The sequence below is a fragment of the Parvularcula lutaonensis genome (genome assembly GCF_014651915.1).
Lineage (GTDB): Bacteria > Pseudomonadota > Alphaproteobacteria > Caulobacterales > Parvularculaceae > Parvularcula > Parvularcula lutaonensis.
The window spans coordinates 955,499-982,493 of the sequence record NZ_BMXU01000001.1 but is presented as its reverse complement, the minus strand read 5'-3'; the positions used below and the strand labels follow the sequence as shown (position 1 = coordinate 982,493).

The window sequence follows — 26,995 nt, the reverse complement described above, 5'->3', positions numbered from 1 at the left end:
ATGTCCGATGGCAACGTCCCCGAATTCACCGTCACCGAGCTGGCTGGAAAGCTGAAACGCACTATCGAGGATGCCTATGGCTATGTCCGTGTGCGGGGCGAGCTTGGCCGCGTGACCCGCGCAGGGTCGGGGCACGTCTATCTCGACCTCAAGGATGACCGCGCCGTCCTTTCTTCGGTGATGTGGAAGGGCACGGCCCAGCGCCAGACCGTGAAGCCCGAACAGGGTATGGAGGTCGTCGCCACCGGACGTATGAGCACCTTCCCGGGCCAGTCGCGCTACCAGCTCATTATCGACACGCTGGCTCCGGCGGGCGCAGGCGCGCTGATGGCGCTTTATGAAGAGCGGAAGAAGAAGCTCGCCGCGGAGGGACTGTTCGATCCCGCCCGCAAGCGGCCGCTTCCCATGCTGCCGGCCCGGATTGGTGTCGTGACCTCGCCTTCGGGAGCGGTGATCCGCGACATCCTCCATCGCCTGCGCGACCGCTTCCCGAGCCATGTCATGGTGTGGCCGACCCTCGTGCAGGGAGAGGGTGCGCCCGCAGGCATCGTCCGCGGCATCGAGGGCTTTGGCCGCATGCCCGAAGGTCAGCGTCCTGACGTTGTCATTGTGGCCCGCGGCGGCGGCAGCCTCGAGGACCTGTGGTGCTTCAACGACGAAGCGGTGGTGCGCGCAGCGGCGGCAAGCCCGATCCCGCTGATTTCTGCTGTCGGGCACGAGACCGACACGACACTGATCGACTACGCGGCTGATGTCCGCGCCCCGACCCCGACAGCCGCAGCCGAGATTGCGGTGCCGGTGCGCTCGGAACTCATGGCGAAGGTCAGCCAATGCGAAGGGCGCCTGCGTCGCCAGATGGGCGCGCTCCTCGAGGGCGCGCGCATGGCGCTGCGCTCGGCCGAACGTGGCCTTGGAAGTCCTGAGAGCCTTCTGTCCACGGCGGAGCAGCGTCTCGACCGCGCCGACAGCCGGTTCCTGTCGCTCCGGCAGGGGCTTTTGCAAGGTCGGGAGCTTGCACTCGGCAGGTGCCTGCCCCGGCTCCAGCCGAGCCTCCTGCTGCGCCCGGTAGAGAAAATGGAGTACCGCCTCGGCCGTGCGAGCCTGCCTCGCGGCCTGATGCTCTCCCGCCTCGAACGGCGAGAAGAACGGGTGGCCCAGGCCGGACGGCTTCTAGATTCGGTCAGCTACAAGGGCGTTCTGGACAGGGGCTTCGCTCTGGTCACGGACGATGAAGGCAGGGTCGTCAAGACGAAAAAAGCCGCTGAAGCGGCGCCGGTCCTCAACCTCACCTTTGCCGACGGCACGGCCCGTGTCGGCTCGGGCAGGCCTGCACCCAAGCCGAGAAAGAAGACCCCGCCATCAGGTGACCAGCAGAGCCTGCTCTAGCCGAAAGCCTTGCCCACGGTGGGTGTCCGCGAGGGGTTCTTGTCGAGATATTCCGCTATCTCGACCAGGGCCTCGGAATAGGGACGGGAGTGAAGCGGGCCGAAGGTTTCTTCGGTCCGCGTCATGTCGATCAGCATAGGATAGCCGCAGAGATTGACCGTCGAGCGGGTGAGGGGAGGCCGGTCTTGCCGCCCGGTCGCCCGCCACAGCGCGTCCGCAGCGTTGGCAACCATCCATGCAGTATGCCGCGGGATCATCTTCGGCGGCGGCGCGCCGATCAGCTTGGCAAGATCCTCGGCATACTGTCGCCACGTCACGCCATAGCGGTCGCAGGCATTGAACACCCGGTGGGGAAGTTCGGCTCGCTCGGCCGCCAGCAGCAGGATATCGAGCAGGTTCTCTATATAAATGAGGCCGGCATTGCCCGAGCCGTCGCCGATGATCGCCGGCTCGCCTTTGCGGATTGTCTCGGTGAGCGCGAGGACCCACGGTCCCGATCGCGCGCCGATGACGTTCGCGGGCCTGACGATCGCGACGTCCGCGGCGCTTGTGAGCGCCGCATCCTCTTGGAGTTGCTTGGCGCGGTCGTAGCGCCCCGTCGGCTTGCCCCGCGGCGTCTCTTCCGTGACCGGCCCATTGCGCAGAGCGGTGCCGTAGGCGCAGATCGAAGAGGAGACGACGAGCCGCGCGCCGCTTGCCGCGGCAGCCCCTGCCACCAGGCGAGTGCCCTCCACCGTGACCTTTTCGTGCCGGGACCAGGGACCGTAATCACCAATGAAGGCTGCGAGGTGGAAGATCGTGTCAGCACCGGCGGCGGCCTCGGTGACGCTCTCAGCGTCCGCAATGTCCCCGGAGACGACCTCGACATCCCATTTCTTTGGAATCTTCGAGCCGGGAAGGTCGAACACCCTGACGTCATGACCTTCGCGGAGCAGGCGTTTCACGAGGCGTCGACCGACAAACCCCGTTGCGCCTGTCACAAGACACCGCCCGAGCGTCCTTGTCTCCACCTACAATCCCTCGACCTCACCCTCGCGTGATCGTGTGACAGGTATTTCGCTCCGTGTCGAATAATCAACGCGTCGATTCTCCCGCATCAGGCGTTGACTTGTCCCCCGGCTATGCGGCATGGGGCGCGTTCTTATTTTCCCTCTTCTGAGAGAGACCGATGAAAGTCCGCAGCTCGATCAAATCGCTGAAGAACCGTCACCGTGACTGCCGCGTGGTGCGCCGTAAGGGCCGCATCTACGTGATCAACAAGACGCAGCGTCGCTTCAAGGCACGCCAGGGCTGAGGATTTCGGTCCTGACGGGATCGTCACTCTCTTTCCTTGACTCTGTTGGCTGGCCGTATTGGCCGGTTTACCGGCTTGGGTTAGCATCCCGGTCGTGATCACGCTGGCAGTCATTCTTTTCGCCGCCCAGGCGGCGGTGCAGGAACCTTACGGCCTTGAGCGCTGCTCGGCTGAGGACGGTCCTGAGGTGGGTGTCGGAATTCTTTGCGATCGCGCCCGGCTCGCTCTTGAAGCCCGCGAACTCTCCGTCGCTGACGAGATCTCTGAAATCGCCGCTCGCTTGGCGCCCAGCCATCCGGGTGTCTGGGTGGTCCGGGCGGAGGTGGCCCAAAACGGCCGCCGCGTGGACGAGGCCCGTCGCCATTACGAAAAGGCCGCTGAGCTCGAGCCCTCGAACCCCGCCATCCTCGTCGAAATGGGCGATTTCGAAGCCGAAGAAGGCAATGTCCGCGGCGCGGCCGTTCTCTACGAAAAGGCTGCCGAGCTGGACCCCGGTTTCCCCGGCCTTGCCGAGCGACTCGAAGCTATCGGCGACGATCCCGCGCCGAGCGAGATCTGATCAAAGAAGCGCGAACCGTCCCGGTTCGATCTCTTCTGCCGTGCCATCCGAGACATGGCCATCGAGGTGGGCCTTCACGTTGAGGCCCGCGGCAATTTTCAGGGCCGGGTTGAGCCCGACATAGATCGCCTCCACCAGCTCTTCGATGCTCCGCGCTCCGGCTTCGAGCTCACGAAGGATGGCGGCATCTCGGCCAAGCCGGTGCTCCCTGACCGCTTCGACAAAGGGCAGGGGATCCGTGATCGGGGCGCCGTGGGTCGGATAATAAACCCGGTCCCGCCGTTCGAGCAGCAGGTCGAGGCTCTTCATATAGGACCGCATGTCGCCATCGGGCGGCGCAACCACGGTCGTGGCCCAGCCCATGATGTGGTCGCCCGTGAACAGCGCGCCTTCTTCCTCGAGCACGAAGCAGAGGTGATTCGAAATGTGTCCCGGCGTGTGCAGTGCCCTGATGGTCAGTCCGGGAATCACCAGGGAATCACCATCCGACAGGAGCTCGTCAGGCTTGAAGGAATGGTCCGCGCCTTCGTCCAGTGCCGGTGGAGAATCATCAGGCGCCGAAGGGTGGGGGCCGAAGCCGAAGGTCGTCGCCCCGGTGCGTTCCTTGAGGGCGTTCGCTCCCCCGCAGTGATCCGAATGCGTATGGGTGATCATGATTTTGGTGATCGGGGAGGGTGCGGCCTGCTTGAGAAGCGCAAGATGCGCCTCGTCCAAGGGCCCTGGATCAATGGCCCAGGTCTCACCCTCTCCTTGGAGCAGATAGGTGCCGCTGCCTGTATAGGTAAAAGGCCCCGGGTTGTTCGCGATGACCCGCGTGATTCGCTCCGTCAGCCGTTCTGGCTGGCCGCGTTCGAGATCGGGCGCATGGACGAAGGGGATGCCCACGGACGAATCAGCTCTCCCGCGCGCCGCGCTCGATCAGGAGAAGCCTTGCCTGGGAAAGATCGATGCCGGCCGTACGCGCCTCTTCGATGATCTCGTCCACCAGCCGACCCTCGGCCGCCGCGGCGAAGCTCGCCAGCGCGATCACCCGCGGTCCGCCCCCGCAATAGGCAAAGACCCGGCCTTCGCCCAGCGCCTTCTGGAAGGCTGCCACGTGCTCCTCGGAGGGCAGAGAACCCGGCGTGATCGGAACATAATGGAAGGAAAGGCCCGCCTCGGCGGCTTTCTCGGCCATCACGGCAGAGCCTGCTTCAGCAGGAATTTCCTGGTCGGGCCGACCGTCGACGACAACGTCGAAGCCTGCAGCCTTGAGCTTGGGGAGATCTTCGGGAGAAATCTGGCCTGAAACGGAGACTTTTTCGTTCAGTCGCCGCATCGGTTGATCTCCTTCGATGTGAAGAATGGTCGGAGTGAGAGGATTCGAACCTCCGGCCCCTGCCTCCCGAAGACAGTGCTCTACCAGGCTGAGCTACACTCCGTAGGGAGCGGCCCATAGACCCAGGGCCGCGCGCCCGTCAATCGGTATTCGCCCGAAAAATCGACGCGACAATCCTGTGTATTTTTCATTCCAGTTTTGCATTGCATCCCTAGGCGGAGGTCGTTATTGCCTCGGTCTCCAGTTGGGGTGTCGCCAAGTGGTAAGGCAGCGGTTTTTGGTACCGCCATGCGCAGGTTCGAATCCTGCCACCCCAGCCATCCATCACGAAGGTTTAAGGTAATCCGGATAGGCGGCGGTCTTGAGAGCGCCCGCCCGATCTTCCTTATGCCCTGTTGTGATTTTCTCACGTAATGTTAAGAGCGCGATTGCGTCGTGAAGATTGCAACAGAAGCTTTCAGGCGCGATTGATCCGCGGGCGTTTTTACGTCACGCTTGATTCGCCAAAGGGCAGATCATGCTCTTTGGTGGCCGACAGGAGGGATGTTGCGTTCACGCGGTTAACCGCGGGCGTCCAATTTGTTGCCAAATGGATAGTTTGGCTTCATGGTAAGGTTCCGTCGTCGGGCGGCTGGGACTGGTGGGGTGAGGCGCCGAGGGCGCATCGGGACCCCTTCGTAGGAAAGTTTTTGGGGCGAGGCGCACCATTCGTGTCCTTGCCTGTTACCAAGATGGGTGGAGACACTTGAAGGTGAAGCACATGCACAAGAAGATTGCGCTGCTCGGCACGGCCGCCGTGGTTGCTGTGACGGCGATCGCTCCGGCTTCGGCTCAATTCCGGGAGGCTCTCGATATCAGCCGCCAGACGGCACGCGCCGGTGCGCAGTCGCAGCAGCGGATCGAGCAGCTGGACCAGCAGACCACGGAGCTCCTCACGGAGTATCGCGCTGCGTTGAAGCAATTGGACCTGCTGCAGCGGTTCAACGCCAGCCAGAGGGCTGAGATCGAGAACCAGCTCGAGCAGATCGCCGGTCTCCAGCAAGACATCGCTAACGTCGAAGGTCTCGAGCGCGCCGTCGTTCCTCTGATCGGGGACATGCTTGAACAGCTCAAGCTGATTGTTGCCGCCGACATTCCGTTCCTGAGCACTGAGCGCCAGAGGCGTCTGGAGCGACTGGAAGCGGTCATGGCCGACCCGACCCAGACGGCGGCCTCGCGTTATCGCCTGATTATTGAGGCCTACCAGATCGAGAACGAGTACGGCCGCACCATCCAGGCCTATGACGGCACGGTTGATGACAACGGGACCGAGCTCACGGTCGAGTTCCTCCGCATCGGTCGTATTGCGCTGATCTACAAGTCCGCCGACGACAGCATCCTGCGTATCTACAACAAGAAAACCCGCGAATTCGAAGACCTCGATAAGTCATTCCTTGACGATGTCCGCCTCGGCCTCCGCATGGCCAAGGAACAGACGCCTCCGGGCCTTCTGGAAGTGCCGGTGACTGCGCCGAAACCGGCGATCGAAGCCGTTTCCGATACGTCGGGCGAATAAGGTACGATAAGAGATTCATAGAGGATGATGATGTTTCAGATGCTCAAAAAGGGTCTCATTGCCGGCGCAGCCTTCGCTGCAGCGGCGACGACCACGGCCCTCGCCCAAGACACCGGCGTTTCGCTTGAAGACGTGCTGCGTGCCGCTCGCCAGGAGCAACAGCGCGCCCGTGAAGCCGACCGCCAGCGCGAGCGGGAATTCCTCGCCGAGCGTGACCGCCAGGCTGCCCGCCTCGCCGAGGTTCGTGCCCAAGTGGCTGCCGCCGAGGCCGAATCCGACCGCTTGGCCGCTGAGTTCGAGGCCAATGACGCCCGCATCAACGAGCTTACCACCGAGCTGCAGGCAGCTCAGGGCGAGTTCGGCGAGCTCTTCGGTGTCGCTCGCTCCGCCGCTGGCGATTTCGCCGCTCAGCTTGCCGATTCGGTGATCTCGGCCCAGTTCCCTGGCCGCGTTCAGCCGCTCCAGGAAATCGCCCAATCCGATACGCTTCCGTCGGAAGAGCAGCTCCGCTTCATCACTGACGTGATGTTCGAGCAGATCGTTGCGCAGTCGAACGTTGCATCCTTCGACGCGTCGGTGGTCGACGCTGGCGGTGAGACCGTGACCCGCAGGATTACCCGCATCGGTCCGTTCTCGGCTTTCGACGGCGACGGCAACTACTACGTCATGGAGAAGCTCCAGGACGGCCGTTCGCGCCTGAGCCAACTCGCCCGCAACCCGAGCACGGCCAATGCCGTGGCGAATGCCAAGGCCGTCAGCAGCTATACCGGTGATGGCTTTATTGCCGGGACGATCGACCCGTCGCTTGGCCAGCTTCTGAGCCTCGTCATCGAGACGCCGACCCTGGAGGAGCGCTTCCACTCCGGTGGCATCTTCGGTTACTTCATCACCTTCATCCTCATCGTGGGTATGGCGATCGGTATCATTCGCCTTCTGTCCCTGATGTCGGTCAAGGCCGCGGTGAAATCGCAGATGCGCCGCAAGTCGCCCTCGCGCGGCAACCCGCTTGGCCGGATCATGATGGCTTACGAGAGCAACAGGGATGCCGACACCGAGACTCTCGCGCTCAAGCTCGACGACGCCATTCTCAAGGAACTGCCGAAGCTCGATGCCGGCCTGAACCTCGTGAAGGTGCTCGCCGCCATTGCGCCGCTCGTCGGTCTTCTCGGTACCGTCGTGGGTATGATCCAGACCTTCCAGCAGATCACGCTGTTCGGCACGGGTGACCCGCAGATCATGGCCGGCGGTATCTCGCTCGCGCTGATCACGACGGCGATGGGCCTGATCGCTGCGATCCCGCTCCTGCTGATCCATGCCTTCGCGGCTGGCACTGCCAAGTCGGTGGCGTCGATCCTCGAAGAGCAGGCTGCAGGCATGATCGCGGAACACGCTGAGGCGCGCCATTAAGCGCGCCTTGGCAACCTCGGGAGGTTGTCTGTTATGGCAGAAATTTTCCTGAACCCGTTCGAAGCGATCCGGGCCTTCCTGCTCGCTGGCGGAAATGTTCTCCTCGTGATCATGATCGTCACATTCATCATGTGGGCTCTGATCGTCGAGCGGATCATCTTCTTCGCTACCGGACTGGGTGCTCTCCAGAAGCGCGTGGAGCGTCAGTGGGCTTCCCGCCCTGAGCGGCACTCATGGTACGCCCATGCGATCCGGGAGAAGCTGATCTCGGAGGTCGATGTCGAATCGCGCGCGAACTTTGGGGTGATCAAGGGCCTTGTGGCGGTTTCACCGCTGCTGGGCCTCCTCGGGACCGTCACAGGCATGATCGAGGTGTTCGACGTGATGGCCGTGACCGGTTCGTCCAACGCCCGCCTCATGGCTGGCGGCATCAGTAAGGCGACGATCCCGACCATGGCCGGTCTCGTCGCATCGCTGTCGGGGATCATCGCGATGAACTTTCTCGAACGTCAGCAGAAGCGCGCCGTCTCTAACGTGTCGAGCCGCCTGGCCTTGGAGGACTAAGAGATGCGCCATCGCGTCAAACACGGGCAGGGTGATGCTTCCGATGTGAACATCACGCCTCTGCTCGACATCGTCTTCATCATGCTGATCTTTTTCATCGTGACGGCGACGTTCGTATACGAGGACGGCATCGCGCCGAACCTGCCGACCCCTAGCCCTGAAGACGAGAACGACTCGATTCCGCCGCCCTCGCTTCTCCTGACGGTTCAGGCCGACGGCTTCGTTCTGGTGGATGACATCAGGATCGTCGATCCCCGGTCGGTGGAGCCGGTCGTCGAGGAGTTCCTGGCGAAAGAGCCGAAAGGCGTCGTCATCATCTCTGCCGCTGGCGACAGCGAGACGGGAGTGATGGTCACGACCCTTGACGAGGCTCGGCAGGCAGCAGGTCAGGATCGCTACGACCGGATCATCCTGGCCCCGCAGTCCAAGGGCTAGAAAACAAGGCGGGGCCGGTTGATCCGGCCCTCGCCACCGAAATCGAGGCGCTCCGGCGCCACAGTGAGAACCAAGAACTGGGTGCACACCATGTCGAGACGTGGACTGCAAAGCGCGACGGAAGAGGAAGAGGACGTCAACATCACGCCTCTGCTCGATATCGTCTTCATCATGCTGATCTTCTTCATCGTCACTTCGACCTTCATCAAGGAACCGGGTGTCGAAGTTGTCCGGCCCGTCGCGGTGACGCAGGTCGAGCAAAACCCTGCCGTGCTCATCGCGATCACGGAGAACGACGAGATCTACATCAACAAGGAGCGCGTCGAGCTCTCGGAGGTCCGCTACAAGGTGGAGGAACTCCGTCGCGAGACACCGAAGGGCAACGCCGTCGTTCAGGCTGACCAGGGCGCCAAGTCGGAATTGACCCTCGATGTCCTGCAGCAGGTGAAGGACGCCGGGATTGCGGACGTCGCCCTGTCGACGGTCGCTGAGTAACAAGTTTGAATCGGCCGGGCGCTGGCGCGTCTCGAGTCGAATGGAGGAAGACAAATGGGTGGCCTCATCCGCACCGTGATCGGTGTTCCTGTCGCCGGTGTTGTCGTGCTTGGTCTCTTCCTGCTGATGTGGGCGCAGATCCGACCGAAGGACGTCCCGCTCGAGGAAGACAAGGAACCGATCAAGATCACCATCACGAACCAGATCGAAGATTCCGAGCTCGTGAACCAGCGTCGCTTCGAGCGGCCGAAGCTCGACGCTCCGCCCCCGCCTCCGCCGGCGATCGAGCGCCAGAACTTTGAACCCCAGGTCGATGGCGTCCGCGCCGCCGCGCCTGATTTCGGTGCCGACGTCGATATCGGGTCCGGTTTCAACCCAGACCGGGACGCCCAGCCGCTCGTCCGGGTCAATCCGACGGGGTTCGAGCGCTGCATCGACAGTGATGTGGGCGAGGAACGTGTGCGTCTGCGTTTCGACGTCGATCCGAACGGCAACGTCGTGAACGTCCAGGTCCTCGATTCCACCGACCGCTGCTACGACCGTTACGCCGTTCGTGCGGCCCAGCGCTGGAAGTACCAGCCGAAGGTCCTGAAGGGCGAACAGGTCCCACGTCGCGGCGTGGAAACGACCATCGTCTTCTCGATTGGTGCGGAGTGATCGCCATGAGCATGAATGAACGCATGACCAAGCTTCGCAAACCGGCCTCTGCGTTTCTCGCTGTCCTGATGACGGCGGGGATGGTCCTTCCCATCGATTCTGCGTTCGCCCAGAACCGCAGTCAGGAAGAGGAAGACCGGCGCCGTTCGCGCCAGACCCTGACGGAGCGTTCGGGCCGGGCGCTTGCCGAGGCGATTAACCTCATCAACGAGGAACCGCCGAAAACCCAGGAAGCGCTGAATACGGTGAACGCGCTGTTGCAGCGCAACCTGCCGCCTTATGACCGGGCGACAGCGCTCGAAGTGCGGGGCCAGCTCTATTTCCAGCTCGACAATCTGGATGCCGCCCTGCGTGACTTCGTGGAAGTCCTGAATCTCGACGTCCTGCCCTCCGACCGGCAGCGCCAGATCCGCCGGAACGTCGCGCAGCTGTACTACACGCAGGAACGCTACGATGAGGCGATCCGCTTCATGGAGCAGTATATCCGCGAAGCAGGCGCCGAGGCCGAAGCGAATGATTACTTCATCCTTGCCGCCGCCTATGTGCAGAACAACCAGTTCTCGCAGGCTCGTGGCCCGGCGGAGACCGCCGTTCGCCTCGACCAGCAGTCCGGCAATCGGAACAAGCAGTTCTACGACCTGCTGAACCTCATCTACAACGAGCTCAATCTCGAGGCCGAGCGCGGCCGTCTTCTCGAGACCATGGTCGAGTACTTCCCCGGCGAGGCCAGCTACTGGGAACAACTTGCTGGTGCGTATTCGCAGGCCAATCGCCGCGCCGATGCCCTCGCTGCTCTTGAGGTCGCCTACAAAGCTGGCCTGATCGACGAGGAAGACAAGATTGTCGCCCTCGCGCAGTACTACTACGACCAGAACAACCCGTTCCGCGGCGCCCAGCTTCTCGAAGCAGAGATGAACGCGGGCAACGTCAAACGCGACCTTTCCAATCTCGAACTGCTGGCCCAACTCTGGGCCGCGGCGCGTGAGCAGGAAAAGGCTATCGCGATCCTGAATGAAGCGGCTCCGAAGCGTTCGGACGGTCGTCTCTACTACCAGCTTGGCCAGAGCTATCTTGCTGACGAGAACTACGATCGTGCGATCTCGAACCTTCGTCAGGCCTTGCGGCGTGGCGGTCTCGACGACCGCGAAGTGGGCAATGCCTACGTCCTCCTCGGCACGGCCCTGTTCCAGAAGGACAGCGACAGCCGGGAAGGGCGACAAGCTGCGCGGGCTGAATTCGTCCGTGCCCGGGACTATCCGAGCGCAGCGCGCACGGCCAACTCGTGGATCGAGTATATCGACACCATCGAGACGACCCTCAAACGCCAGGCCGAGGTCGAATTCAGCCAGGCTGTCGAGCGCCAGCGCCGTCAGATCGATCGGTGCAAGACGATCCTCGATGTCATCGAGCTCGGTGGCCAGACCGAGGTGCCCGAAGAGCAGCTCGCCGCCTGCCGTGAACTGGTCGCCAAGGTCGAGGCTGGTGCCACCCCCGAAAGCCTCGTTCGCGAAGCACGGGGCGAAGCTGAAGGCACCGAGGGTGACGACACCGCTTCGGAAGAAGAAGCTGGCTAAGGCTCCCTTGACCGACACAAAGAAAGGCCGCGCCCCCAGCGCGGCCTTTTTTGTCCTTTGCGCCCCCTGCAGAAAGACGAGCGCGTCGATGCGTTCGGTCGGCAGCAGCCCGCGGGATAGAGGCAGGCTTTGACGGCCTATCCGAAGAGATCAACAAGCGCCGGCCAGCCGGCGAACTGCTCACCGTCTCCCGGTGGTCCACACTGCCGATGCGGCAAGACCGACGATCTGAAAGCGATCAGGAAGGCTTTGCCAACCTGGCTAGCATAGCCTTCTCGCGCATCCCTCAAGCTGCTCGGACCATCATCCTAACCCCGGTTTGCGAACCGCCGCTAACATGGTTGGGCGTCGGGTTGGTGATCGGGATGCGCGTCCTTGACCGCAGGCATAGCGGTGAGGGCTTCTTCGACTTGAAGCAATTTGGGGAAATGCTGCACGTTCGCGCCGAAACGGCGTCCGGCGTAGAGCTGGGGAAGCAGGTAGCAGTCGGGCACGGATGGCTGTGCGCCGAGGAGGAAGGGGCCCTGCCAGCCTGTCCGTTCGAGTTCTTTTTCGAGCGCCTCAAAGCCCACATCAATCCAGTGCGCTGCCCAGGCGAAAGCGGTTTCCTTGTCGTGACCGAGAGGGTCCTGGAGATATTTCAGGATCCGGAGGTTCTGGACCGGATGGATGTCACACCCGATGATCGCCGCAAGCTGGCGAGCCCTGGCTCGGCGAAGTGGATCCTCCGGCAGGAGCTTCGGGCCCGGCAGGGTCTCGTCGAGATATTCGATGATTGCCGGGCTCTGCGTGAGGATCGTTCCATCGTCGAGTTCGAGGGCAGGAACGAGTCCTTGCGGGTTCTTGGCACGAAAGGCCTCGCTGTGGTGTTCTCCTGCCAGCAGGTTCACCGGCTCCTGCTCGATCGTCGCGCCCTTCAGCGCGAGAGCGATCCTGACGCGGTAGGACGTGCCTGAACGCCAATAGCCATAGAGTTTCATCGCTCCACCTCACTGTTATCGGTGCCGCACAGGGTTTGGCATTGGCGGGCTTGGGCGATATGGGACCGGCAAACAAGGGAGTGCGCGGAATGAAGCTCGCATCACTGAAAAGTGGCCGTGACGGCAAACTGGTCGTCGTCTCGAAAGACCTTAGCCGTTATGCCGTCGCCGAGGATATCGCACCGACGCTGCAGGCTGCTCTGGACGACTGGTCAGCGACAAAGCCCCGGCTTGAAGAGCTGAGCGCGATGCTCGAGCGGGGGGATGTGGCCTCCGAGAAGTTCGAGGCCGAAAAGTTCCATTCACCTCTTCCCCGTGCGTATCAGTGGGCAGACGGCTCGGCCTATATCAACCATGTGGAGCTGGTCCGGAAGGCGCGTGGGGCCGAGGTTCCGGAAAGCTTCTATTCCGACCCGCTGATGTATCAGGGGGGGACGGATTTCCTTGCGCCCACGGAGGACATTCCCCTTGGTGATGAGAGCTGGGGTCTCGACCTTGAAGGAGAGATCGCCGTCATCACCGGCGACGTGAAGCGCGGGGTCAGTCCGGAAGAAGCGGAGCGGGAGATCCGCCTCGTCATGCTGGTCAATGATGTCAGTGCACGGGGCCTGATTCCAGGCGAGCTCGCCAAGGGGTTCGGCTTTTTCCAGTCGAAGCCGCCAACAGCGTTCTCCCCTGTTGCCGTGACACCGGACGAGCTCGGTGATGCATGGGACGGCAGGAAATTGAGCGGCATCCTGAAGATCGACGTGAATGGCGAACCGTTCGGCCGTGCCGATGCCGGAAAAGAAATGACTTTCGGCTTCGACCAGCTGGTGGCCCATGCTGCGCGAACGCGACCGCTTGGTGCCGGAACGATCATCGGTTCAGGGACGGTTTCGAACAAGCTCGATGGCGGGCCGGGCAAACCGGTCTCCGAAGGCGGTGCCGGCTATAGCTGCATCGCGGAAATCCGGATGATCGAGACGATCAATGACGGCGAGCCGAAGACATCCTTCCTGAAGGACGGCGATCGGGTGAAGATCTGGATGGAGGACGACGAGGGCCGTTCGATCTTCGGGGCCATCGACCAGAAGGTCGTGAAGGACTGAGTCGCCGGGCGCACGCTTTTCCATCTGGGTCATTCTGGGCGAGGCGAGGCTCCTGGGAGCCAGACGGGGCACTGTTTGGCTCCCGGGCTCGCTCTTCGAGCGCCCCGGGACGGCAGGCAGCAGGTTCGTCCGTCCGTAAGCGGTTTTGGTTTTCGTCTGTCCTATCGCTTCGCTGTTTGAGGACAACGGACGCTAGGGCTCGCTTCTAGTTTAATTTGTATGCGGGCCTTTTGCGCCCGCTCCCGGTGTTTTTCTGCGAGGGGCCCACAGAGCACTTCAAGCCCTCGTCCCCGTGCCACGGTTGTCATCCGTAGCGACGAGGAACACCGGCCGCTGCCAAACCGTGACGAATCCGGATTGTCCTGACTAGCAGCAGGGACGGACAGGATACGCTGGCTGGAGCGGGCGGGGATAAGTCGTTCCAGCCACGCTCCCCACGGTCGATGCGTGGGAAGTGCCCGATGGGCTGTCACCCCGGTGCGCTTGCACGGCGGGCCCGGGATGACGAGTGGTGAGGGCTAGCCGATCTCGGGTGCAGGGCCGCCTTCGGCGATCCAGGCGTCGATGCGTTGTTCGAGGATCGGAAGCGGGGCGCCGCCGCCGCGCAGCACGTGGTAGTGGAAAGCGCCGACATCGAAGTCTTCACCGAGAGCCTCTTCGGCCTTGGCGCGAAGTTCCTGAATTTTTAGCATACCGATCTTGTACGCCAGGGCCTGGCCCGGCCAGACGGAATAGCGCTCGATCTCGGTGGCCACGCCGCCCGGGTTCATGCCGGCGTTGTCGACCATGTAGTCGATGGCCTCTTCGCGGCTCCACCGTTTCTCATGCATCCCGGTATCGACGACAAGGCGGACAGCGCGGAAGAGCTCGTCGCGCAGGCGTCCGATATTGCCGTAAGGATCGTCATCATAAAGACCGATTTCTTCGGCAAAGCTTTCCGAGTAGAGGGCCCATCCCTCGACGAAGCCATTGCTCGATGCCGCATTGCGGATGGCAAGCTTGGTGTCCTTGTCATCGACGGCGAGGGCGAGCTGGAAGTGGTGGCCGGGCACAGCCTCGTGATAGGTGAGGGTCGGCAGGGAGAATTTTTCCTGCGCCGCTGTATCCCGAAGGTTGATGTAGTAGACGCCGGGGCGCGATCCATCCTCCGCAGGCGAATTGTAGTATCCGCCCGGAGCCCCGTCCTCCGCATAGGCAGGCACCGGTCGCACCTCGAAGCCGATCGACGGCGTGACGAGGAAATAGTCGTCCATGACCTCTTCAGCCTCGGAGGCGAGTTCGCGGACATAGGCGAGGAGCTCTTCCTTGCCTTCGGGCGTGTTTGGGAAGATCTGGGCCGGGTCGGTGGCAAGGGCGGCGAGGCGGCTGCGGATGTCGCCTTCGGTCATGCCGATCTCTTCGAACAGGGCCTCCATTTCGTTATGGATCCGTGCGACTTCTCGCTTGCCGAGCTGGTGGACTTCGTCCGGGGAGAGATCGGTTTCGCCGTTGATCTTGACGAGCTGGGCGTAAAGTTCGGATCCGCGTGGGATGTCCCAGATACCGGCGTCGTGGGTGGCGTCATCCTGATACTGACGGAGGGTGGAAAGAAGCGCCTCATATGCAGGATAGACCGACGTCTCCACGGCACCGATCGCGCGTTGGATGACTTCGTCCTTGTCCGGTATCTCAATGTCCTCGATCGCGGTTTCGAGATGAGAGACGAGGGGGTTCTCGGATGGGTCCATGGCAATGAAGCGGGCAGCGTTCGCGATGGCGCCGTCGATGGCATAGTCCGGCGGCAGGACACCGGCGGCAGCATTGGCCTCGAAGATCTCGATCTCGCCCTGGAACTGATCGTAGAACAGGTCGAGGCGATCGATATAAGCTTCGACATCATCTTCCGTGAACAGAGCATGACCGCCAGTCATGAACTGGGGCAGGTCGATGTGGATGCCCCCGATCTGGGTGATGTTGTACGGCGAAAGGTAGTTGTCTGGGTCGAGGAAATAGCCTGCCTCGTCGGCAATGGCGTAGGCGCGCTCGATGGCGTCGGCACCTGCAAGCAGGATGGCGAGGCCTTCGCGGTTCTTCGGCGAAAGGGTCGCTGGATCGATCGCCCGCAGCCTGTCGAGATACTCTTTCTCGATGGCGCGACGCTCGCTTAGCCCGGCGATACCCGGCGTTTCAAAGCGGTCCTTGTAGCGCCCGCCGGCCACGTCCTCGGGCAGGTTGGCGTAGCTCGCCCGTCGCGGATTGGCGCGAAGCGATGCCGTGGTGGCTTCATCGACGAGGCGCTCGAAGGCCTCGTCCGCAGTCTCCTCCACCTGCTCGGGCGCAGCGCCGGTCTCCATCTGTTTCGGAGCGGGCTCTGCCGCGGGGGTCTCGGTTTCGCCGCAGGCGGCAAGGAGGGCGAGGCTGGCTGCGCCGCAGAGAAGGGCGCGCGGAAGGTTGAGCTCGAACATTGGATGCTCCCCGGAAAAGACGTCGCCATGGTGTGACCGCCTGCGTGCAGTTTCGCAAGGTTGACGCGCTGGCTGTTCTCTTTTTGTCCGGTGGGGCGTTGATTGTGACAAAGCAAACACCCATCTGCGTTCCAGCGTTGCCGTCAGGGACGCTGCGTTCCAACGATGCTCAGACGAGGTCGACATGCAATTCGAAAACTTCACTGACCGCGCTCGCGGTCTCATCCAGGCCGCCCAGACGATTGCCGTCCGGGAGAGCCACCAACAGATTACCCCGCACCACCTCCTCAAGGCCCTGCTCGACGACAGCGAGGGGCTTGCTTCCAACCTCATCCGCAAAGCCGGCGGCGACCCCGCGATTGCCCTGCAATTGTCGGAGCAGGCGCTGGCCAAGCTGCCCCAGGTCGAGGGACAGGCTGCGCAGACCTACCTCGCGCAGGACACTGCCAAGGTTCTGGCGCTGGCCGAGGAGATCGCCAAGAAGGCGGGCGACAGCTTCGTCACTGCCGAGCGGCTGCTCGTGGCCCTCGGGATAGAGGGCAGCGCGAAGGATGCGCTGGCGAAAGCGAAGGCTTCGCCCCAGGCGCTGAACGCGGCGATCAATGACATCCGCAAGGGCCGTACGGCCGATAGTGCGAGTGCTGAGCAAGCCTATGACGCGCTGAAGCGCTACGCGACCGACCTCACTGCGCGGGCGAAGGAGGGCAAGCTCGACCCGATCATCGGTCGCGACGAAGAGATCCGCCGGACGATGCAGATCCTGTCGCGCCGCACCAAGAACAATCCCGTGCTGATCGGCGAGCCGGGCGTTGGCAAGACGGCGATCGCCGAGGGCCTGGCCCTGCGCATCGTTGACGGCGATGTCCCTGAAAGCCTCAAGGACAAGCGCCTTCTATCGCTCGACATGGGCGCTCTGATCGCAGGTGCGAAGTATCGCGGTGAGTTCGAGGAACGGCTGAAAGCCGTGCTGTCCGAGGTGCAGGCAGCCGATGGCTCGATCATCCTGTTCATCGACGAGATGCACACGCTGATCGGTGCCGGGAAGACCGACGGCGCGATGGATGCATCGAACCTGCTCAAGCCTGCGCTGGCGCGGGGTGAACTGCACTGTATCGGTGCGACGACGCTCGATGAGTATCGCAAGCACGTCGAAAAGGATGCAGCTCTGGCGCGGCGGTTCCAGGCCGTGTTCGTCAGCGAGCCGACGGTCGAGGACACGGTGTCGATCCTCCGTGGCCTGAAGGAAAAGTACGAGCTGCACCACGGGGTGCGGATCTCCGACAGCGCGATCGTGGCTGCGTCGACCCTCTCCAACCGCTACATCACGGACCGGTTCCTGCCGGACAAGGCGATCGACCTCGTGGACGAGGCGGCGTCGCGGCTCCGCATGGCCGTCGATTCGAAGCCTGAAGAGCTCGACAATCTCGACCGCCAGATCATCCAGATGAAGATCGAGCGGGAAGCGCTTCTCAAGGAAGACGACGAAGCGTCCAAGGACCGCCTGAAGACGCTCGAGGCCGAACTCGCCGACATGGAAGAGCGCTCGCGCGATCTCACGAACCGCTGGGAGGCGGAGCGGCAGGCGCTGGCGTCCGCAACGGAACTGAAGGAGCAGCTCGACCGGATGCGGGCAGAGCTTGCCGATGCGGAACGCACGGGCGACCTCGCGCGGGCATCGGAGCTGAAATATGGCCGCATCCCGCAGGTCGAGAAGCAGCTCGAAGAAGCCCAGAGCCACGATCCGGGCGATCTCGTCCAGGAAGTCGTGGACGCGGAGGCCGTGGCCCAGGTCGTCAGCAAGTGGACCGGTATCCCGGTCGACAAGATGCTCGAAGGCGAGCGTGAAAAGCTCCTCAAGATGGAAGACGCCCTGCACAAGCGCGTCGTTGGCCAGGACGAAGCGGTCACCGCGGTGTCCTCCGCCGTGCGCCGGGCGCGGGCGGGCCTTCAGGACCCGAACCGTCCCCTGGGCAGCTTCCTGTTCCTCGGCCCGACGGGTGTCGGCAAGACCGAGCTGACCAAGGCGCTGGCAGCGTTCCTCTTCGACGACGACACCGCGATCCAGCGGATCGACATGTCGGAGTATATGGAGAAGCACGCGGTGAGCCGTCTGGTCGGTGCGCCTCCGGGCTATGTGGGCTATGAAGAAGGCGGCGTGCTGACGGAGGCTGTCCGCAGGCGTCCCTACCAGGTGGTCCTGTTCGACGAAGTCGAAAAGGCGCACCCGGATGTCTTCAACATCCTGCTGCAGGTCTTGGACGAGGGCCGTTTGACCGACAGCCAGGGCCATGTGGTCGATTTCCGCAACACGCTGATCATCCTGACCTCGAACCTCGGTGCGGAGTTCATGGCGGGTCTGGCCGAAGACGCGGATGTCGAGGCGGTGCGCCCGCAGGTAATGGATGCCGTCCGCGCGGCGTTCCGGCCCGAGTTCCTCAACAGGCTCGACGAGATCATCCTCTTCTCGCGCCTCAAGCGGGACCAGATGGGCGCGATCGTGGATATCCAGATCGCCCGGCTGGAAAAGCTGCTCGCCGAGCGGAAAATCACCATCAAGCTCGAGGACTCGGCACGCGAATGGCTGGCCGAGGCGGGTTACGATCCGGCGTTCGGCGCACGTCCCTTGAAACGTGTCGTCCAGAAGGCCGTGCAGGACCCGCTCGCCGAGCTGATTCTCGAGGGGACCGTCAAGGACGGGAGCGAGCTGAAGCTCGGTGCCGACGATGACGGGCTGACCCTTAACGGCGTGCCGTTGAAATCGCGGGAAGCGTTCAAGCTGGGCGCCGCCTCTGGCCCGATGGCTGCTCCTGAAAGCCAGATGATCAACTAACACAACTTCGATGCGGTGGTCGTAGCCTGCGGCCACCGCTTTTTTTACAGCGAATGCAGAATCTTGATGTCTCGCCAGTCTTCCGGCGACACCTGAACTGCTAACCAATCCGCAGCTGAAAGTTTCCCATGATACCAAGCCCTGAAGGGCTGATGTCTTGAAATGGGATTCTGTCTGTTAAGTCTTGTCGATCGTTTCTTTTTTCCGTGGCAGGACTTTCTTCACCTCTTGATGACGGGGCCTTAACGGCCATCGGCTATTGCTCTCGGAACGGCCGGAGGGGGTCCGGCCATGAGGAGAGAGCTATGACCAAAAAGACTTGGAGCGCTCGCGCCTCGATTCCGGCTGTTTTTGCAGCGGTTTTCCTGGGATCGGTGGGCTCGAGTGTCGCATTTGCAGAGGAGCCTGCCGTTATCAAAGCGGTGCCGCCGGAATATCCGCGTGCGGCTGAACGCCGCGAGATGGAAGGTGCCGTCATCGTCAGCATCGACGTCGATGGTTCCGGCAAGGTCAGCAACGTGACAGTGCTTTCGGCCGAGCCGGCCGGCATCTTCGACAGTGCCGCCGTTGCTGCGGTGAAGCGCTGGAAGTTCGAAGCCGGTAAGCCGACGACGGGCATCAAGAAGAAAATCGCCTTCCAGATGCAAGGCTGATCCAACAACCAACAAGGCAAGGCAGGGCTGGGGAACATGCATCGTTTTACAACGATCCGTACACGTCTACTTAGCGGACTTACAGCGTCCGCGCTACTGCAGCTGGTGGCGCTCGCGATCGCGATCGTCGCCCTGTTCTCGACGTCGGATGCTGTCCGTCAGGTCAGTATGCAGAAGCTTCCCCAAGCCAGCCTGGCCAACGAACTTGCCGCCGAATCCGAAAGGATGGCGGACGATGTCGGCAGCCTGATCTCTGCCGACAGCGACACCGTTCGCGAGGAAAGCTACGCGGCCTTCAAGCAGCGCTTCGAAGAGTCCGCCGACGTTGTTGGCCGTCTCGAAATGGGTGTCGCGAGCGAGGAACAGCTCAAGAGCCTCGAAGAAGCCCGGATCGCCCTGCTGAGCGCCGCCCGCTCCGTGAACGAAGCCCAGGCAAGCTACCTTTCTGCGCGGGCCCATCAGGAGGAACTCCGCGCCGAAGCGTCGCGCCTGCGGGCCGAGCTCGCCGACGCGATCGAGGTCGCCATTGACGGTGCCGATGAAGCCGACGTCGAGACGCTGCTCCGCCTTGCTCTTGCGGTGAACTCTGTCGCTGTTCTTTATGCGGACGTGACGGGAGCCAACTCACCGGACGCCGTTGACCGCCTCGAATCCGAATATTCAACCTTTGCGGACGATATCCGCATCAACCTCGCCATCCTGCAAAACGCCGCCACGCCGGCCGTACGCGACCTCAGCGAGCGCTTCCTGGGCATTGGCTCCGGGGACGAAGGCCTGTTCGCCGTCCGCCGCGAGGAGCTGAACGCTGCCAGTGAAGCGCGTTCGGCCCGCCGCCTGGCCGAGGCGGCCGTGATCCGCCAGAACGAAGCCATCCAGGGCGTCGTCCGTGACATCTCCGTGGCTGCTGAAACAGCCGCGCAAGAGACCCTGCGAAGCGTCGAAGCCAACAGCTGGATCCTTTCCGCGATTGCCGTTCTCAGCCTCGGCATGGCGACGTGGCTCGGCTATTTCTACGTGCACAGAGGGATCCTGCGCCGCATGGACGACCTGTCCGGCGTCATGGGCAAGGTGGCTGAAGGTGACCTGTCGCAGAAGCCGCGTGGCCTGAAGATCCAGGACGAGATCGGCACCATGGCGCGCGCGCTGGAGGTCTTCCGCGAGAATGCGATCAAGGCCGAGCAGCTCAATAAGGAGATGCTGGCCGCACAGGAAGAAAAGCTCGAAGCCGAACGCCGCGAACGCGAGGCCGCCGAGAAGCGCCGCATCGCCGAGGCGAAGGCCGAGAAAGAGCGCCGCGAGGCCGAAGAAAAGGCGCGCCTCGAACGCGAAGCTGCCGCCGAGCGCGAACGTCAGCTGAAGGAAGAAGCTGCCCGGAAAGAAATGGAGCAGCGCGAGCGCCAACGCCAGCGTGAAGCCGAAGCCGAGCGCAAGCGCCTCGAGGAAGAGAAGCGCCTGCTGGCCGAGAAGGCGGCTGCTGAAGAGGAAGCCCGCAAGGAGCGCGAAGCCGCTGCGGAACGCCAGCGCCAGGAAGAAGAAAAGCGCCGCCAGGAAAAACTCGCCGCCGAAGAGCGGGAGCGCAAGCTCCGCGAAGAGGCCGCCGAGAAGGAGCGCATCGCCGAGAAGAAGCGCCAGGAGGCCGAAGCCAAGGCCCTGCGCGAGAAGGCCGAAGAGGAGAAACGCCGCCTCGAAGAGCGCGCGGAAGCCGAGCGCCGTGCCCAGGAAGAGCGCGAAGCCGCTGCCGAGCGCCAACGCCAGGCAGAGATCGAAGCGCAGGAGCGCCTGGAAGCAGAACGCCGCGCCATGATCCAGAAGCTCGGCTCGTCGATTGGCGAAGTGGTCCGTGCTGCCCAGGCGGGCGACTTCACCAAGGAAGTCGAAGCCGACTTCGAGGACGAAGAGCTCAACGAGCTGGCTGCGAACCTCAACAAGCTGGTCAGCACCGTGAAGGGTGGCCTCGAAGAGACGATCTTCGTGCTGAAGGCCCTGCAAGACAGTGACCTGACCAAGCGTATCGAGGGCGACTATGAAGGTAGCTTCGCGGACCTCCGCGACGGCGTGAACTTCTCCGCAGACGGATTGGCTAACGTGCTGACCAACCTGCGCAAGACCTCCGCCCGTGTCGGCACGTCGCTCAGCGAGCTGATGCAGGGCGTGGACGAGCTGTCGGCACAGACCTCGACCCAGGCAGCGACGCTCGAGGAGACTTCGGCGTCCCTCCAGAGCTTCACCACCACCGTGGAGAGCACGGCCAAGCGGACCGCCGAGATGCGCGACAATGCCCGTGCAACCCAGACGAAAGCCGAAGAGGGCGGGCGCGTCATGGAAGAGGCCACGGAGGCTATGGATCGCGTCGCCAAGTCGTCGAAGAAGGTCACGGAGATCACGAGCGTGATCGAATCGATCGCCTTCCAGACGAACCTTCTGGCCCTCAACGCTTCGGTCGAAGCGGCGCGGGCAGGGGAGGCCGGCAAGGGCTTTGCCGTCGTCGCGGCAGAGGTCCGGAACCTCGCCCAGTCCACGGCGAATGCCTCGAAAGAGATCGGCCAGCTGATCGGTCAGTCCAATGAGGAAATCAAGGGCGGCGTGACCCTGGTGTCGAAAGCTGCCGAGGACCTCAAGGCGATCGTCGAGGAAGTGGCCCAGAACGTCGATCTCATCGACGAGATTTCTCAGGCCACGGACAGCCAGAACCTCACCCTGCGCGAGATCAATGCGGCGATGTCGGACCTCGATCGCCTGACGCAGGGCAATAACACCCTTGTCGACCGGAACAACCACGCAATCACCGAGGCGAAACACGAATTCGACCACCTCGACCGCGTCGTTGCCGCCTTCAAGCTGGAAGGCTCGGTCACGACCAAGGTCTACACTGCACAGGACGCCGCTGCGTAACACGCGGCGTCCCGGGAGGGGGCAGAGCCCGGCCAGCTTCGCGCTGGCCGGGCTTTACTCTTTTTCGGCCCACTGCAGGCGGATCGTTCCCTTCTGAGCCGGTGTTCCTACCTTTCAGGCAGTCATGTTCTGAAAGGAGGAAGCCATGCTGATACCCGGGAAGCACGTGCCCGAGCTTGAGCTCTCGATGCTCGGCGCGGACAATTGGCGGCTTGCCAACGCCGCTTCGGAGAACTTCACGCTCCTGGTCTTCTATCGCGGCTATCACTGCCCGATCTGCAAGAGCCAGCTTCAGGAGCTGAAGCAGCACCTCGGGCGGTTCGAGGAGCTGGGGGTGAGCCCTTTCGCGGTCTCTATGGACAGCCAGGAGCGCGCGCAGAAGACGTTCGAGGAATGGGAAATCCGCGGCGTGCCGCTGCTGTTCGACCTGACCCGCGAGCAGGCGAAGGACTGGGGCCTTTACCTGTCCAAGGGGTTCCAGGAAAGCGAGCCGGAGATCTTCTCGGAGCCTGCGATGTTCCTTGTGCGTCCTTCTGGCGAGCTTTACGCGGCATACTACCAAAGCGTTCCCTTCGCGCGGCCGAAATTCGAGGACCTCGCCGAAGGCATCGAGTACATTCTCAAGAAAGACTACCCGACCCGTGGAACGGAGACCGAGCAATGATCGTGACGACGACGGACAATGTGCCGGGCCGGGAGACGGCCCAGCATCTCGATATCGTGGCCGGGGAAGCGATCCTCGGTGTCAATGTGTTCAGGGACCTCTTTGCAGGGGTCCGGGACATCATCGGCGGGCGCTCCGGCGGCTACCAGAAAGCGCTCCGCGAGGCGCGGAACCATGCGATGCGGGACATGGAAGCCGAAGCAGTTGCGCTGGGCGCAGATGCGGTGATCGGCGTCGATATCGACTACGAGGCCGTGGACACGCAGAAAGGCAGCATGCTGATGGTGAGTTGCAACGGGACGGCGGTGAAGCTGCGGTAGGTTCGATGCCTATCCTGATTTCGGAAAGCGTGTCAGCGCTTCCCCGGAAGCACGGCCAGACCTTCATTCGAGGCGCGCCTCGCTGAACGGCAGGCCGTAGGTCCCGGATATCTGCTTCGCAGATTCCGGGATGACGGTTTCGGGATGCGCTGAGCACGTGATTGCACCGCGCCACGGCCTCCGCTAGCCCTTCGGCGCAGCAGAACAGGAGGCCAGACCATGACCCATCTCGCGCTTATCTTCCCCGGACAGGGCAGCCAGAAAGTCGGCATGGGCAAGGACCTTGCCGAGAATTTTGCGGTGGCAAAGCAGGTCTTCGAGGAGGTCGATGAGGCGCTGTCGCAGAAGCTCTCGCAGCTGATGTTCGAGGGCGACCAGTCCGAGCTGACGATGACGGCCAATGCGCAGCCCGCGCTGATGGCCTGCTCCGTCGCAGCGTTCCGCGTGCTGAAGGAAGAGGCGGGGCTGTCGCTCGATCACGTTGTCGGGCTCGCCGGTCACTCGCTGGGCGAATATTCGGCTCATGCCTGCGCTGGCAGCTTCGACCTGACGACCACGGCGAAGCTCCTGCGCATCCGCGGCAATGCCATGCAGTCGGCCATGCCGCTGGGGCAGGGGGCGATGGCGGCGATCCTCGGGCTTTCGATCGAAGAGCTGGAGAAGGTCGCGAAGGAAGCCGGCGTCGAGATCGCCAATGACAACTGTCCGGGACAGGTCGTGATCTCCGGCCCGACGGAGGCCATCGACAGGGCCTGCGCCGCGGCGAAAGATGCTGGCGCCAAACGCGCGCTGAAGCTCGACGTCTCCGCGGCCTTCCACTCGAAAGGAATGTTGCCGGCGCAGGAGAAGATGGCGGAGGCCCTGGCCGAAGCCGCGATCAACGCGCCGCAGCGGCCGGTGGTGGCGAATATCGACGCCTCGCTTGTCACCGAGCCCGACGAGGTGCGCCGGACCCTGACCGAGCAGGTCTCCGGCCGCGTTCGCTGGCAGGACTGTGTCCGGAAGCTCGAGGCGGAAGGCGCCACGACCTTTGTCGAGCTCGGGGCAGGCAAGGTGCTGTCCGGCCTCGTGAAAAAGATCGCAGGCGACGTGCAGATCGCGAATTTCGGCGAGACCGAAGAACTGGACGCGGTGAAGGCCCTGCTCGGCAACTGAAAAAGAAAAGGGTTGTTGGCCTTTAGCCCGAAGTGTTGACCTCGTTTCAACCCGGCGCCGCCTAGCCTGCCTGAGGCAGGGCAGGACAACGCGACGTGTTGAAGGCGGCAATCGAAGACCTCGAGCGCTTTTTGCGCATCGATCGCAGGATGAAGCCGTGGGACGTGATGCGCGCCCGCGGCGTTTATCTCTACGCCCTGCTGACCTGCAGCCTTCAGGTCCTGAACCTCTTCGGCATGACCCGGACCTATGGCGGCTGGGTGATCGACCACTGGGCAGCCGTGATCGCGATCTCGGTCCATCTCGCCACGATGCTGCTGCTACGCTGGACCAAGAATTTCATTCTCTTCGTGGCGATTTACTCGGGGGTTTCCCTCGTCGCTTTGTGGATGTCGTCCCTTAGTGCGGGGATCCATACGTCGCTCCTCCCGGCAATCGTCCTTGGCCCGATGATGGCAGCGTTCGTCTGTGGATGGCGGACAGCGACCGTGATCGGAATCGGCGCGATTGCCTTCGTCACATATCAGTACACGAACTCTCTCAGCCTTCTGGGCGCAGAGGCTGGTTGGACGGTGGAGCGAACGGAGCAACGCTACTTCCAGGCGGTGTTCTCGATCATCATGGGGACAGCGATGAGTGCGGCGCTGAGCGCGACGTGCCACAATGCCTTCATGCGCGCCGAGCGAGCGAGGGTCCGGGCGGAGAAATCCGCGCGAGCGAAGAACGACTTCCTCGCCGTGATGAGCCACGAGCTGCGAACACCGATGAACGGCGTCCTTGGGCTGACCGAAGCCGTCCTGTCCGAAGGACCGGGCCCGGTGAACGACCGGCAGAGAACGTTGCTCGGCTCCGTGCGGGGATCGGGCGAGCATCTGCTGGCCCTCCTCAACGACCTTCTCGACCTGTCGAAGATTGAAGCGGGGAAGATCAAGCTCGATCCGCGGCCCTTCCACCTGCCGACGCTGCTCGATGCAGTGAAGGAAACCTATGCCGAGACGGCGGTGGCCAAGGGGATCGCGCTCGAACTCGAGGTCTCGGATGCGGTTCCCGAATGGGTCCTGGGCGACGACCAGCGGGTGCGGCAGGTCCTGAACAACCTTGTCTCCAACGGCGTCAAATTTACCGAGGAGGGCGGCGTCCGCCTTGTCGCGGAAGATGGCGAGGACGACGCAATCGTCTTTACCGTGACCGATACCGGCAAGGGCATTCCCGAGGCGACGCGGAGCATCATCTTCGAGCCCTTCGAACAGGGCGACCGGGGAACGACGCGGCGCTTCGGCGGAACCGGGCTCGGCCTGTCGATCTGTCGCCAGCTGTGTGTTCTCATGGGCGGGTCCATCGAGCTGGTGCGGTCCGAACCCGGAGAGACCGTGTTCATGGTGACGCTTCCGCTTCCTCACGCGGCGAAGCCCGAGGCCGACCGCACGGGTTCGGGCCTGCTTGCCGGCGGGCTAGAGGGGCTGCGGGTCCTGGTGGCCGAGGACAATGCGGTCAACCGGCTGGTGCTGGGGGAGTTCCTGACCGCGTGGCATGCCAAGCCCGTCTTCGCCGTCGACGGGGTCGAAGCCCTCGAACTCCTCGACACCGCGGATTTCGACGTCGTCCTCGTGGACCGGCAGATGCCGCGCCTCGACGGCGAGGGCGTCGTCGAACAGATCCGGGCACGGAAGGATGAAAAGGCGCTGGTCCCGATCATCGCCGTGACGGCGGATGCGATGGAAGCTGACAGGTTCGCGATGCTCGCCAAGGGCGCCGACGGCTTCGTGTCGAAACCCCTCAAGCCCGAAACCCTCAAGCGGGAGATCGCTCTTGTCTATTACGACGAGCAGGCGAGGGAGCGGGGGCGCGGGGAGCTGCTCGGGTGACAGTGGGTGACAGTGGGTGACAGCCGCTGCGGCAGGGCCTAACCCTCCGTGCATGTTTGACCTGACATCCAAAACCGCTCTCATCACCGGTGCCACGGGCGGCATCGGCGAATCGATCGCCCGCACGCTGCACGGCCAGGGCGCGACCGTCGCGATCTCCGGCCGCAACGAAAGCAAGCTCGAGGCGCTGGCCTCCGACCTTGGCGAGCGGGTGCATATCCTGCCTGCGGACCTTTCGGACCTTGGCGCCTGCGACGAGCTGCCGAAGCGCGCGCAGGACGCGATGGGCGGCCTCGAAATCCTCGTCGCCAATGCCGGGATCACGCGGGACAACCTGATGATGCGGATGAAGCCCGAGGACTTCGATGAAGTGCTGAAGGTGAACCTCACGGCCACCTGGCATCTCGCCAAGGCCTGCCTGCGCGGGATGATGAAGGCGAAAAAGGGCCGGATCATCGGGATCACGTCGATCGTCGGCGTGACCGGCAATCCGGGCCAGACGAACTACGCCGCCTCCAAGGCCGGGATGATCGGCATGATGAAGTCCCTCGCAGCGGAAGTGGCGAGCCGGAACATCACCGCGAACTGCATCGCGCCGGGCTTCATCGCGACGGCGATGACCGAAGCCCTGACCGACGACCAGAAGGCGGCGATCAACAACAACATCCCCGCCGCCCGCATGGGCACGCCAGAGGAGATCGCGGCTGCGGCGGCGTATCTGGCCTCTGACGAGGCAGCATACGTGACCGGCCACACCCTGCACGTGAATGGCGGCATGGCGATGATCTGATGATGCCAAGGTGCAGGAGGAGTGGGTCACTCCTCCTGTTCCGGCAGTGTTCCTGGCGTCCCTTGCA

24 protein-coding genes and 2 tRNA genes are annotated in these 26,995 nt (G+C 63.1%); 20 read left to right on the top strand and 6 right to left on the bottom strand.

Translation table 11 applies throughout. The features are described from left to right. Complete coding sequence (xseA, locus tag IE053_RS04665) at positions 1-1,386, top strand: exodeoxyribonuclease VII large subunit (protein ID WP_189572524.1); 1,386 nt, start codon at positions 1-3, stop codon at positions 1,384-1,386. On the opposite strand, the gene IE053_RS04660 is transcribed toward xseA, so the two are convergent. After that, positions 1,383-2,366 carry an NAD-dependent epimerase/dehydratase family protein gene (locus IE053_RS04660; RefSeq protein WP_189572521.1) on the bottom strand — a complete coding sequence of 328 codons (984 nt, stop codon included), beginning with the start codon at positions 2,364-2,366 and terminating at the stop codon, positions 1,383-1,385. The genes xseA and IE053_RS04660 overlap by 4 nt on opposite strands. 188 nt (positions 2,367-2,554) lie before the next feature. On the opposite strand from IE053_RS04660, the gene ykgO reads away from it, so the two are divergent. Together ykgO and IE053_RS04650 are read left to right on the top strand one after the other, a co-directional pair. Further along, positions 2,555-2,680: a type B 50S ribosomal protein L36 gene (gene ykgO / locus IE053_RS04655; protein ID WP_031553840.1), complete on the top strand. Its 126-nt coding sequence runs from the start codon at positions 2,555-2,557 to the stop codon at positions 2,678-2,680. 94 nt (positions 2,681-2,774) lie between these two features. Next, positions 2,775-3,239 (top strand): tetratricopeptide repeat protein, encoded by a 465-nt coding sequence (locus tag IE053_RS04650; RefSeq protein ID WP_189572518.1) that lies wholly within the window; start codon positions 2,775-2,777, stop codon positions 3,237-3,239. Here the strand turns inward: IE053_RS04650 and IE053_RS04645 are convergent, their stop codons facing one another. The 3 genes from IE053_RS04645 to IE053_RS04635 form a co-directional block, all read right to left on the bottom strand. Beyond that, positions 3,240-4,124: an MBL fold metallo-hydrolase gene (locus IE053_RS04645; RefSeq protein WP_189572515.1), complete on the bottom strand. Its 885-nt coding sequence runs from the start codon at positions 4,122-4,124 to the stop codon at positions 3,240-3,242. A 7-nt stretch (positions 4,125-4,131) separates the two neighbouring features. Further along, the gene (locus IE053_RS04640) at positions 4,132-4,557 is read right to left on the bottom strand and encodes a protein tyrosine phosphatase family protein (RefSeq protein ID WP_189572512.1); all 426 of its coding nucleotides are present in this window, start codon (positions 4,555-4,557) and stop codon (positions 4,132-4,134) included. Between the two features lie 26 nt (positions 4,558-4,583). After that, positions 4,584-4,660: transfer RNA gene (locus tag IE053_RS04635), tRNA-Pro, on the bottom strand. A 142-nt stretch (positions 4,661-4,802) separates the two neighbouring features. On the opposite strand from IE053_RS04635, the gene IE053_RS04630 reads away from it, so the two are divergent. From IE053_RS04630 to IE053_RS04595, 8 genes are all read left to right on the top strand, one after another. Beyond that, a tRNA-Gln gene (locus tag IE053_RS04630) sits at positions 4,803-4,877 on the top strand. A gap of 440 nt (positions 4,878-5,317) precedes the next feature. Then, entirely contained in the window at positions 5,318-6,112 is a 795-nt protein-coding gene (locus tag IE053_RS04625; RefSeq protein ID WP_189572509.1) for a DUF3450 domain-containing protein, read from the top strand. A gap of 24 nt (positions 6,113-6,136) precedes the next feature. After that, positions 6,137-7,519 carry a MotA/TolQ/ExbB proton channel family protein gene (locus IE053_RS04620; protein WP_189572506.1) on the top strand — a complete coding sequence of 461 codons (1,383 nt, stop codon included), beginning with the start codon at positions 6,137-6,139 and terminating at the stop codon, positions 7,517-7,519. 33 nt (positions 7,520-7,552) lie between these two features. Continuing rightward, on the top strand, positions 7,553-8,083 hold the full coding sequence (locus IE053_RS04615; protein ID WP_189572503.1) for a MotA/TolQ/ExbB proton channel family protein: 531 nt from the start codon (positions 7,553-7,555) through the stop codon (positions 8,081-8,083). Between the two features lie 3 nt (positions 8,084-8,086). Further along, positions 8,087-8,518, top strand: coding sequence for an ExbD/TolR family protein (locus IE053_RS04610; protein ID WP_189572500.1), 432 nt, complete (start codon positions 8,087-8,089; stop codon positions 8,516-8,518). Positions 8,519-8,608: 90 nt separating this feature from the next. After that, a complete protein-coding gene (locus IE053_RS04605) occupies positions 8,609-9,013 on the top strand; it encodes an ExbD/TolR family protein (protein ID WP_189572497.1) in 405 nt (134 codons plus the stop codon). A gap of 54 nt (positions 9,014-9,067) precedes the next feature. Continuing rightward, entirely contained in the window at positions 9,068-9,670 is a 603-nt protein-coding gene (locus tag IE053_RS04600; RefSeq protein ID WP_189572495.1) for an energy transducer TonB family protein, read from the top strand. Positions 9,671-9,675: 5 nt separating this feature from the next. Beyond that, the gene (locus IE053_RS04595; RefSeq protein WP_189572492.1) at positions 9,676-11,244 is read left to right on the top strand and encodes a tetratricopeptide repeat protein; all 1,569 of its coding nucleotides are present in this window, start codon (positions 9,676-9,678) and stop codon (positions 11,242-11,244) included. A gap of 332 nt (positions 11,245-11,576) precedes the next feature. Here IE053_RS04595 and maiA read toward each other — a convergent pair whose 3' ends face one another. Continuing rightward, positions 11,577-12,224: a maleylacetoacetate isomerase gene (gene maiA / locus IE053_RS04590; RefSeq protein WP_189572490.1), complete on the bottom strand. Its 648-nt coding sequence runs from the start codon at positions 12,222-12,224 to the stop codon at positions 11,577-11,579. 89 nt (positions 12,225-12,313) lie between these two features. Between maiA and IE053_RS04585 the strand changes: the two genes are divergently transcribed. Next, the gene (locus tag IE053_RS04585) at positions 12,314-13,315 is read left to right on the top strand and encodes a fumarylacetoacetate hydrolase family protein (RefSeq protein ID WP_189572487.1); all 1,002 of its coding nucleotides are present in this window, start codon (positions 12,314-12,316) and stop codon (positions 13,313-13,315) included. Between the two features lie 518 nt (positions 13,316-13,833). On the opposite strand, the gene IE053_RS04580 is transcribed toward IE053_RS04585, so the two are convergent. After that, positions 13,834-15,759 (bottom strand): DUF885 domain-containing protein, encoded by a 1,926-nt coding sequence (locus IE053_RS04580; protein ID WP_189572484.1) that lies wholly within the window; start codon positions 15,757-15,759, stop codon positions 13,834-13,836. Positions 15,760-15,943: 184 nt separating this feature from the next. On the opposite strand from IE053_RS04580, the gene clpB reads away from it, so the two are divergent. The 8 genes from clpB to fabG all read left to right on the top strand — a co-directional run bounded on the left by clpB (position 15,944) and on the right by fabG (position 26,928). Further along, positions 15,944-18,589, top strand: coding sequence for an ATP-dependent chaperone ClpB (clpB, locus tag IE053_RS04575; RefSeq protein ID WP_189572482.1), 2,646 nt, complete (start codon positions 15,944-15,946; stop codon positions 18,587-18,589). A gap of 305 nt (positions 18,590-18,894) precedes the next feature. Further along, complete coding sequence (locus IE053_RS04570) at positions 18,895-19,242, top strand: energy transducer TonB (protein ID WP_189572479.1); 348 nt, start codon at positions 18,895-18,897, stop codon at positions 19,240-19,242. 105 nt (positions 19,243-19,347) lie between these two features. Next, positions 19,348-22,134, top strand: a complete 2,787-nt coding sequence (locus IE053_RS04565) for a methyl-accepting chemotaxis protein (RefSeq protein ID WP_189572476.1) — start codon at positions 19,348-19,350, stop codon at positions 22,132-22,134. A 145-nt stretch (positions 22,135-22,279) separates the two neighbouring features. Continuing rightward, on the top strand, positions 22,280-22,798 hold the full coding sequence (locus IE053_RS04560; RefSeq protein ID WP_189572473.1) for a peroxiredoxin-like family protein: 519 nt from the start codon (positions 22,280-22,282) through the stop codon (positions 22,796-22,798). After that, the gene (locus tag IE053_RS04555; protein ID WP_189572471.1) at positions 22,795-23,118 is read left to right on the top strand and encodes a YbjQ family protein; all 324 of its coding nucleotides are present in this window, start codon (positions 22,795-22,797) and stop codon (positions 23,116-23,118) included. Before IE053_RS04560 ends, IE053_RS04555 begins: the two co-directional genes overlap by 4 nt. 219 nt (positions 23,119-23,337) lie before the next feature. Continuing rightward, positions 23,338-24,273 (top strand): ACP S-malonyltransferase, encoded by a 936-nt coding sequence (gene fabD, locus IE053_RS04550; protein WP_189572468.1) that lies wholly within the window; start codon positions 23,338-23,340, stop codon positions 24,271-24,273. A 95-nt stretch (positions 24,274-24,368) separates the two neighbouring features. Continuing rightward, on the top strand, positions 24,369-26,138 hold the full coding sequence (locus tag IE053_RS04545; protein ID WP_189572465.1) for an ATP-binding protein: 1,770 nt from the start codon (positions 24,369-24,371) through the stop codon (positions 26,136-26,138). 52 nt (positions 26,139-26,190) lie between these two features. Next, on the top strand, positions 26,191-26,928 hold the full coding sequence (fabG, locus tag IE053_RS04540) for a 3-oxoacyl-[acyl-carrier-protein] reductase (protein WP_189572462.1): 738 nt from the start codon (positions 26,191-26,193) through the stop codon (positions 26,926-26,928). The last annotated feature ends 67 nt before the right edge of the window (positions 26,929-26,995 follow it).

What these genes read in the sequence shown, in the direction of transcription:
- xseA (WP_189572524.1), top strand. Translation starts at nt 1, where the DNA reads ATGTCCGATGGCAACGTCCCCGAATTCACCGTCACCGAGCTGGCTGGA.
- ykgO (WP_031553840.1), top strand. Translation starts at nt 2,555, where the DNA reads ATGAAAGTCCGCAGCTCGATCAAATCGCTGAAGAACCGTCACCGTGAC.
- IE053_RS04640 (WP_189572512.1), bottom strand. Translation starts at nt 4,557, where the DNA reads ATGCGGCGACTGAACGAAAAAGTCTCCGTTTCAGGCCAGATTTCTCCC.
- IE053_RS04625 (WP_189572509.1), top strand. Translation starts at nt 5,318, where the DNA reads ATGCACAAGAAGATTGCGCTGCTCGGCACGGCCGCCGTGGTTGCTGTG.
- IE053_RS04620 (WP_189572506.1), top strand. Translation starts at nt 6,137, where the DNA reads ATGATGATGTTTCAGATGCTCAAAAAGGGTCTCATTGCCGGCGCAGCC.
- IE053_RS04615 (WP_189572503.1), top strand. Translation starts at nt 7,553, where the DNA reads ATGGCAGAAATTTTCCTGAACCCGTTCGAAGCGATCCGGGCCTTCCTG.
- IE053_RS04610 (WP_189572500.1), top strand. Translation starts at nt 8,087, where the DNA reads ATGCGCCATCGCGTCAAACACGGGCAGGGTGATGCTTCCGATGTGAAC.
- IE053_RS04605 (WP_189572497.1), top strand. Translation starts at nt 8,609, where the DNA reads ATGTCGAGACGTGGACTGCAAAGCGCGACGGAAGAGGAAGAGGACGTC.
- IE053_RS04600 (WP_189572495.1), top strand. Translation starts at nt 9,068, where the DNA reads ATGGGTGGCCTCATCCGCACCGTGATCGGTGTTCCTGTCGCCGGTGTT.
- IE053_RS04595 (WP_189572492.1), top strand. Translation starts at nt 9,676, where the DNA reads ATGAGCATGAATGAACGCATGACCAAGCTTCGCAAACCGGCCTCTGCG.
- maiA (WP_189572490.1), bottom strand. Translation starts at nt 12,224, where the DNA reads ATGAAACTCTATGGCTATTGGCGTTCAGGCACGTCCTACCGCGTCAGG.
- IE053_RS04585 (WP_189572487.1), top strand. Translation starts at nt 12,314, where the DNA reads ATGAAGCTCGCATCACTGAAAAGTGGCCGTGACGGCAAACTGGTCGTC.
- IE053_RS04580 (WP_189572484.1), bottom strand. Translation starts at nt 15,759, where the DNA reads ATGTTCGAGCTCAACCTTCCGCGCGCCCTTCTCTGCGGCGCAGCCAGC.
- clpB (WP_189572482.1), top strand. Translation starts at nt 15,944, where the DNA reads ATGCAATTCGAAAACTTCACTGACCGCGCTCGCGGTCTCATCCAGGCC.
- IE053_RS04570 (WP_189572479.1), top strand. Translation starts at nt 18,895, where the DNA reads ATGACCAAAAAGACTTGGAGCGCTCGCGCCTCGATTCCGGCTGTTTTT.
- IE053_RS04560 (WP_189572473.1), top strand. Translation starts at nt 22,280, where the DNA reads ATGCTGATACCCGGGAAGCACGTGCCCGAGCTTGAGCTCTCGATGCTC.
- IE053_RS04555 (WP_189572471.1), top strand. Translation starts at nt 22,795, where the DNA reads ATGATCGTGACGACGACGGACAATGTGCCGGGCCGGGAGACGGCCCAG.
- fabD (WP_189572468.1), top strand. Translation starts at nt 23,338, where the DNA reads ATGACCCATCTCGCGCTTATCTTCCCCGGACAGGGCAGCCAGAAAGTC.
- fabG (WP_189572462.1), top strand. Translation starts at nt 26,191, where the DNA reads ATGTTTGACCTGACATCCAAAACCGCTCTCATCACCGGTGCCACGGGC.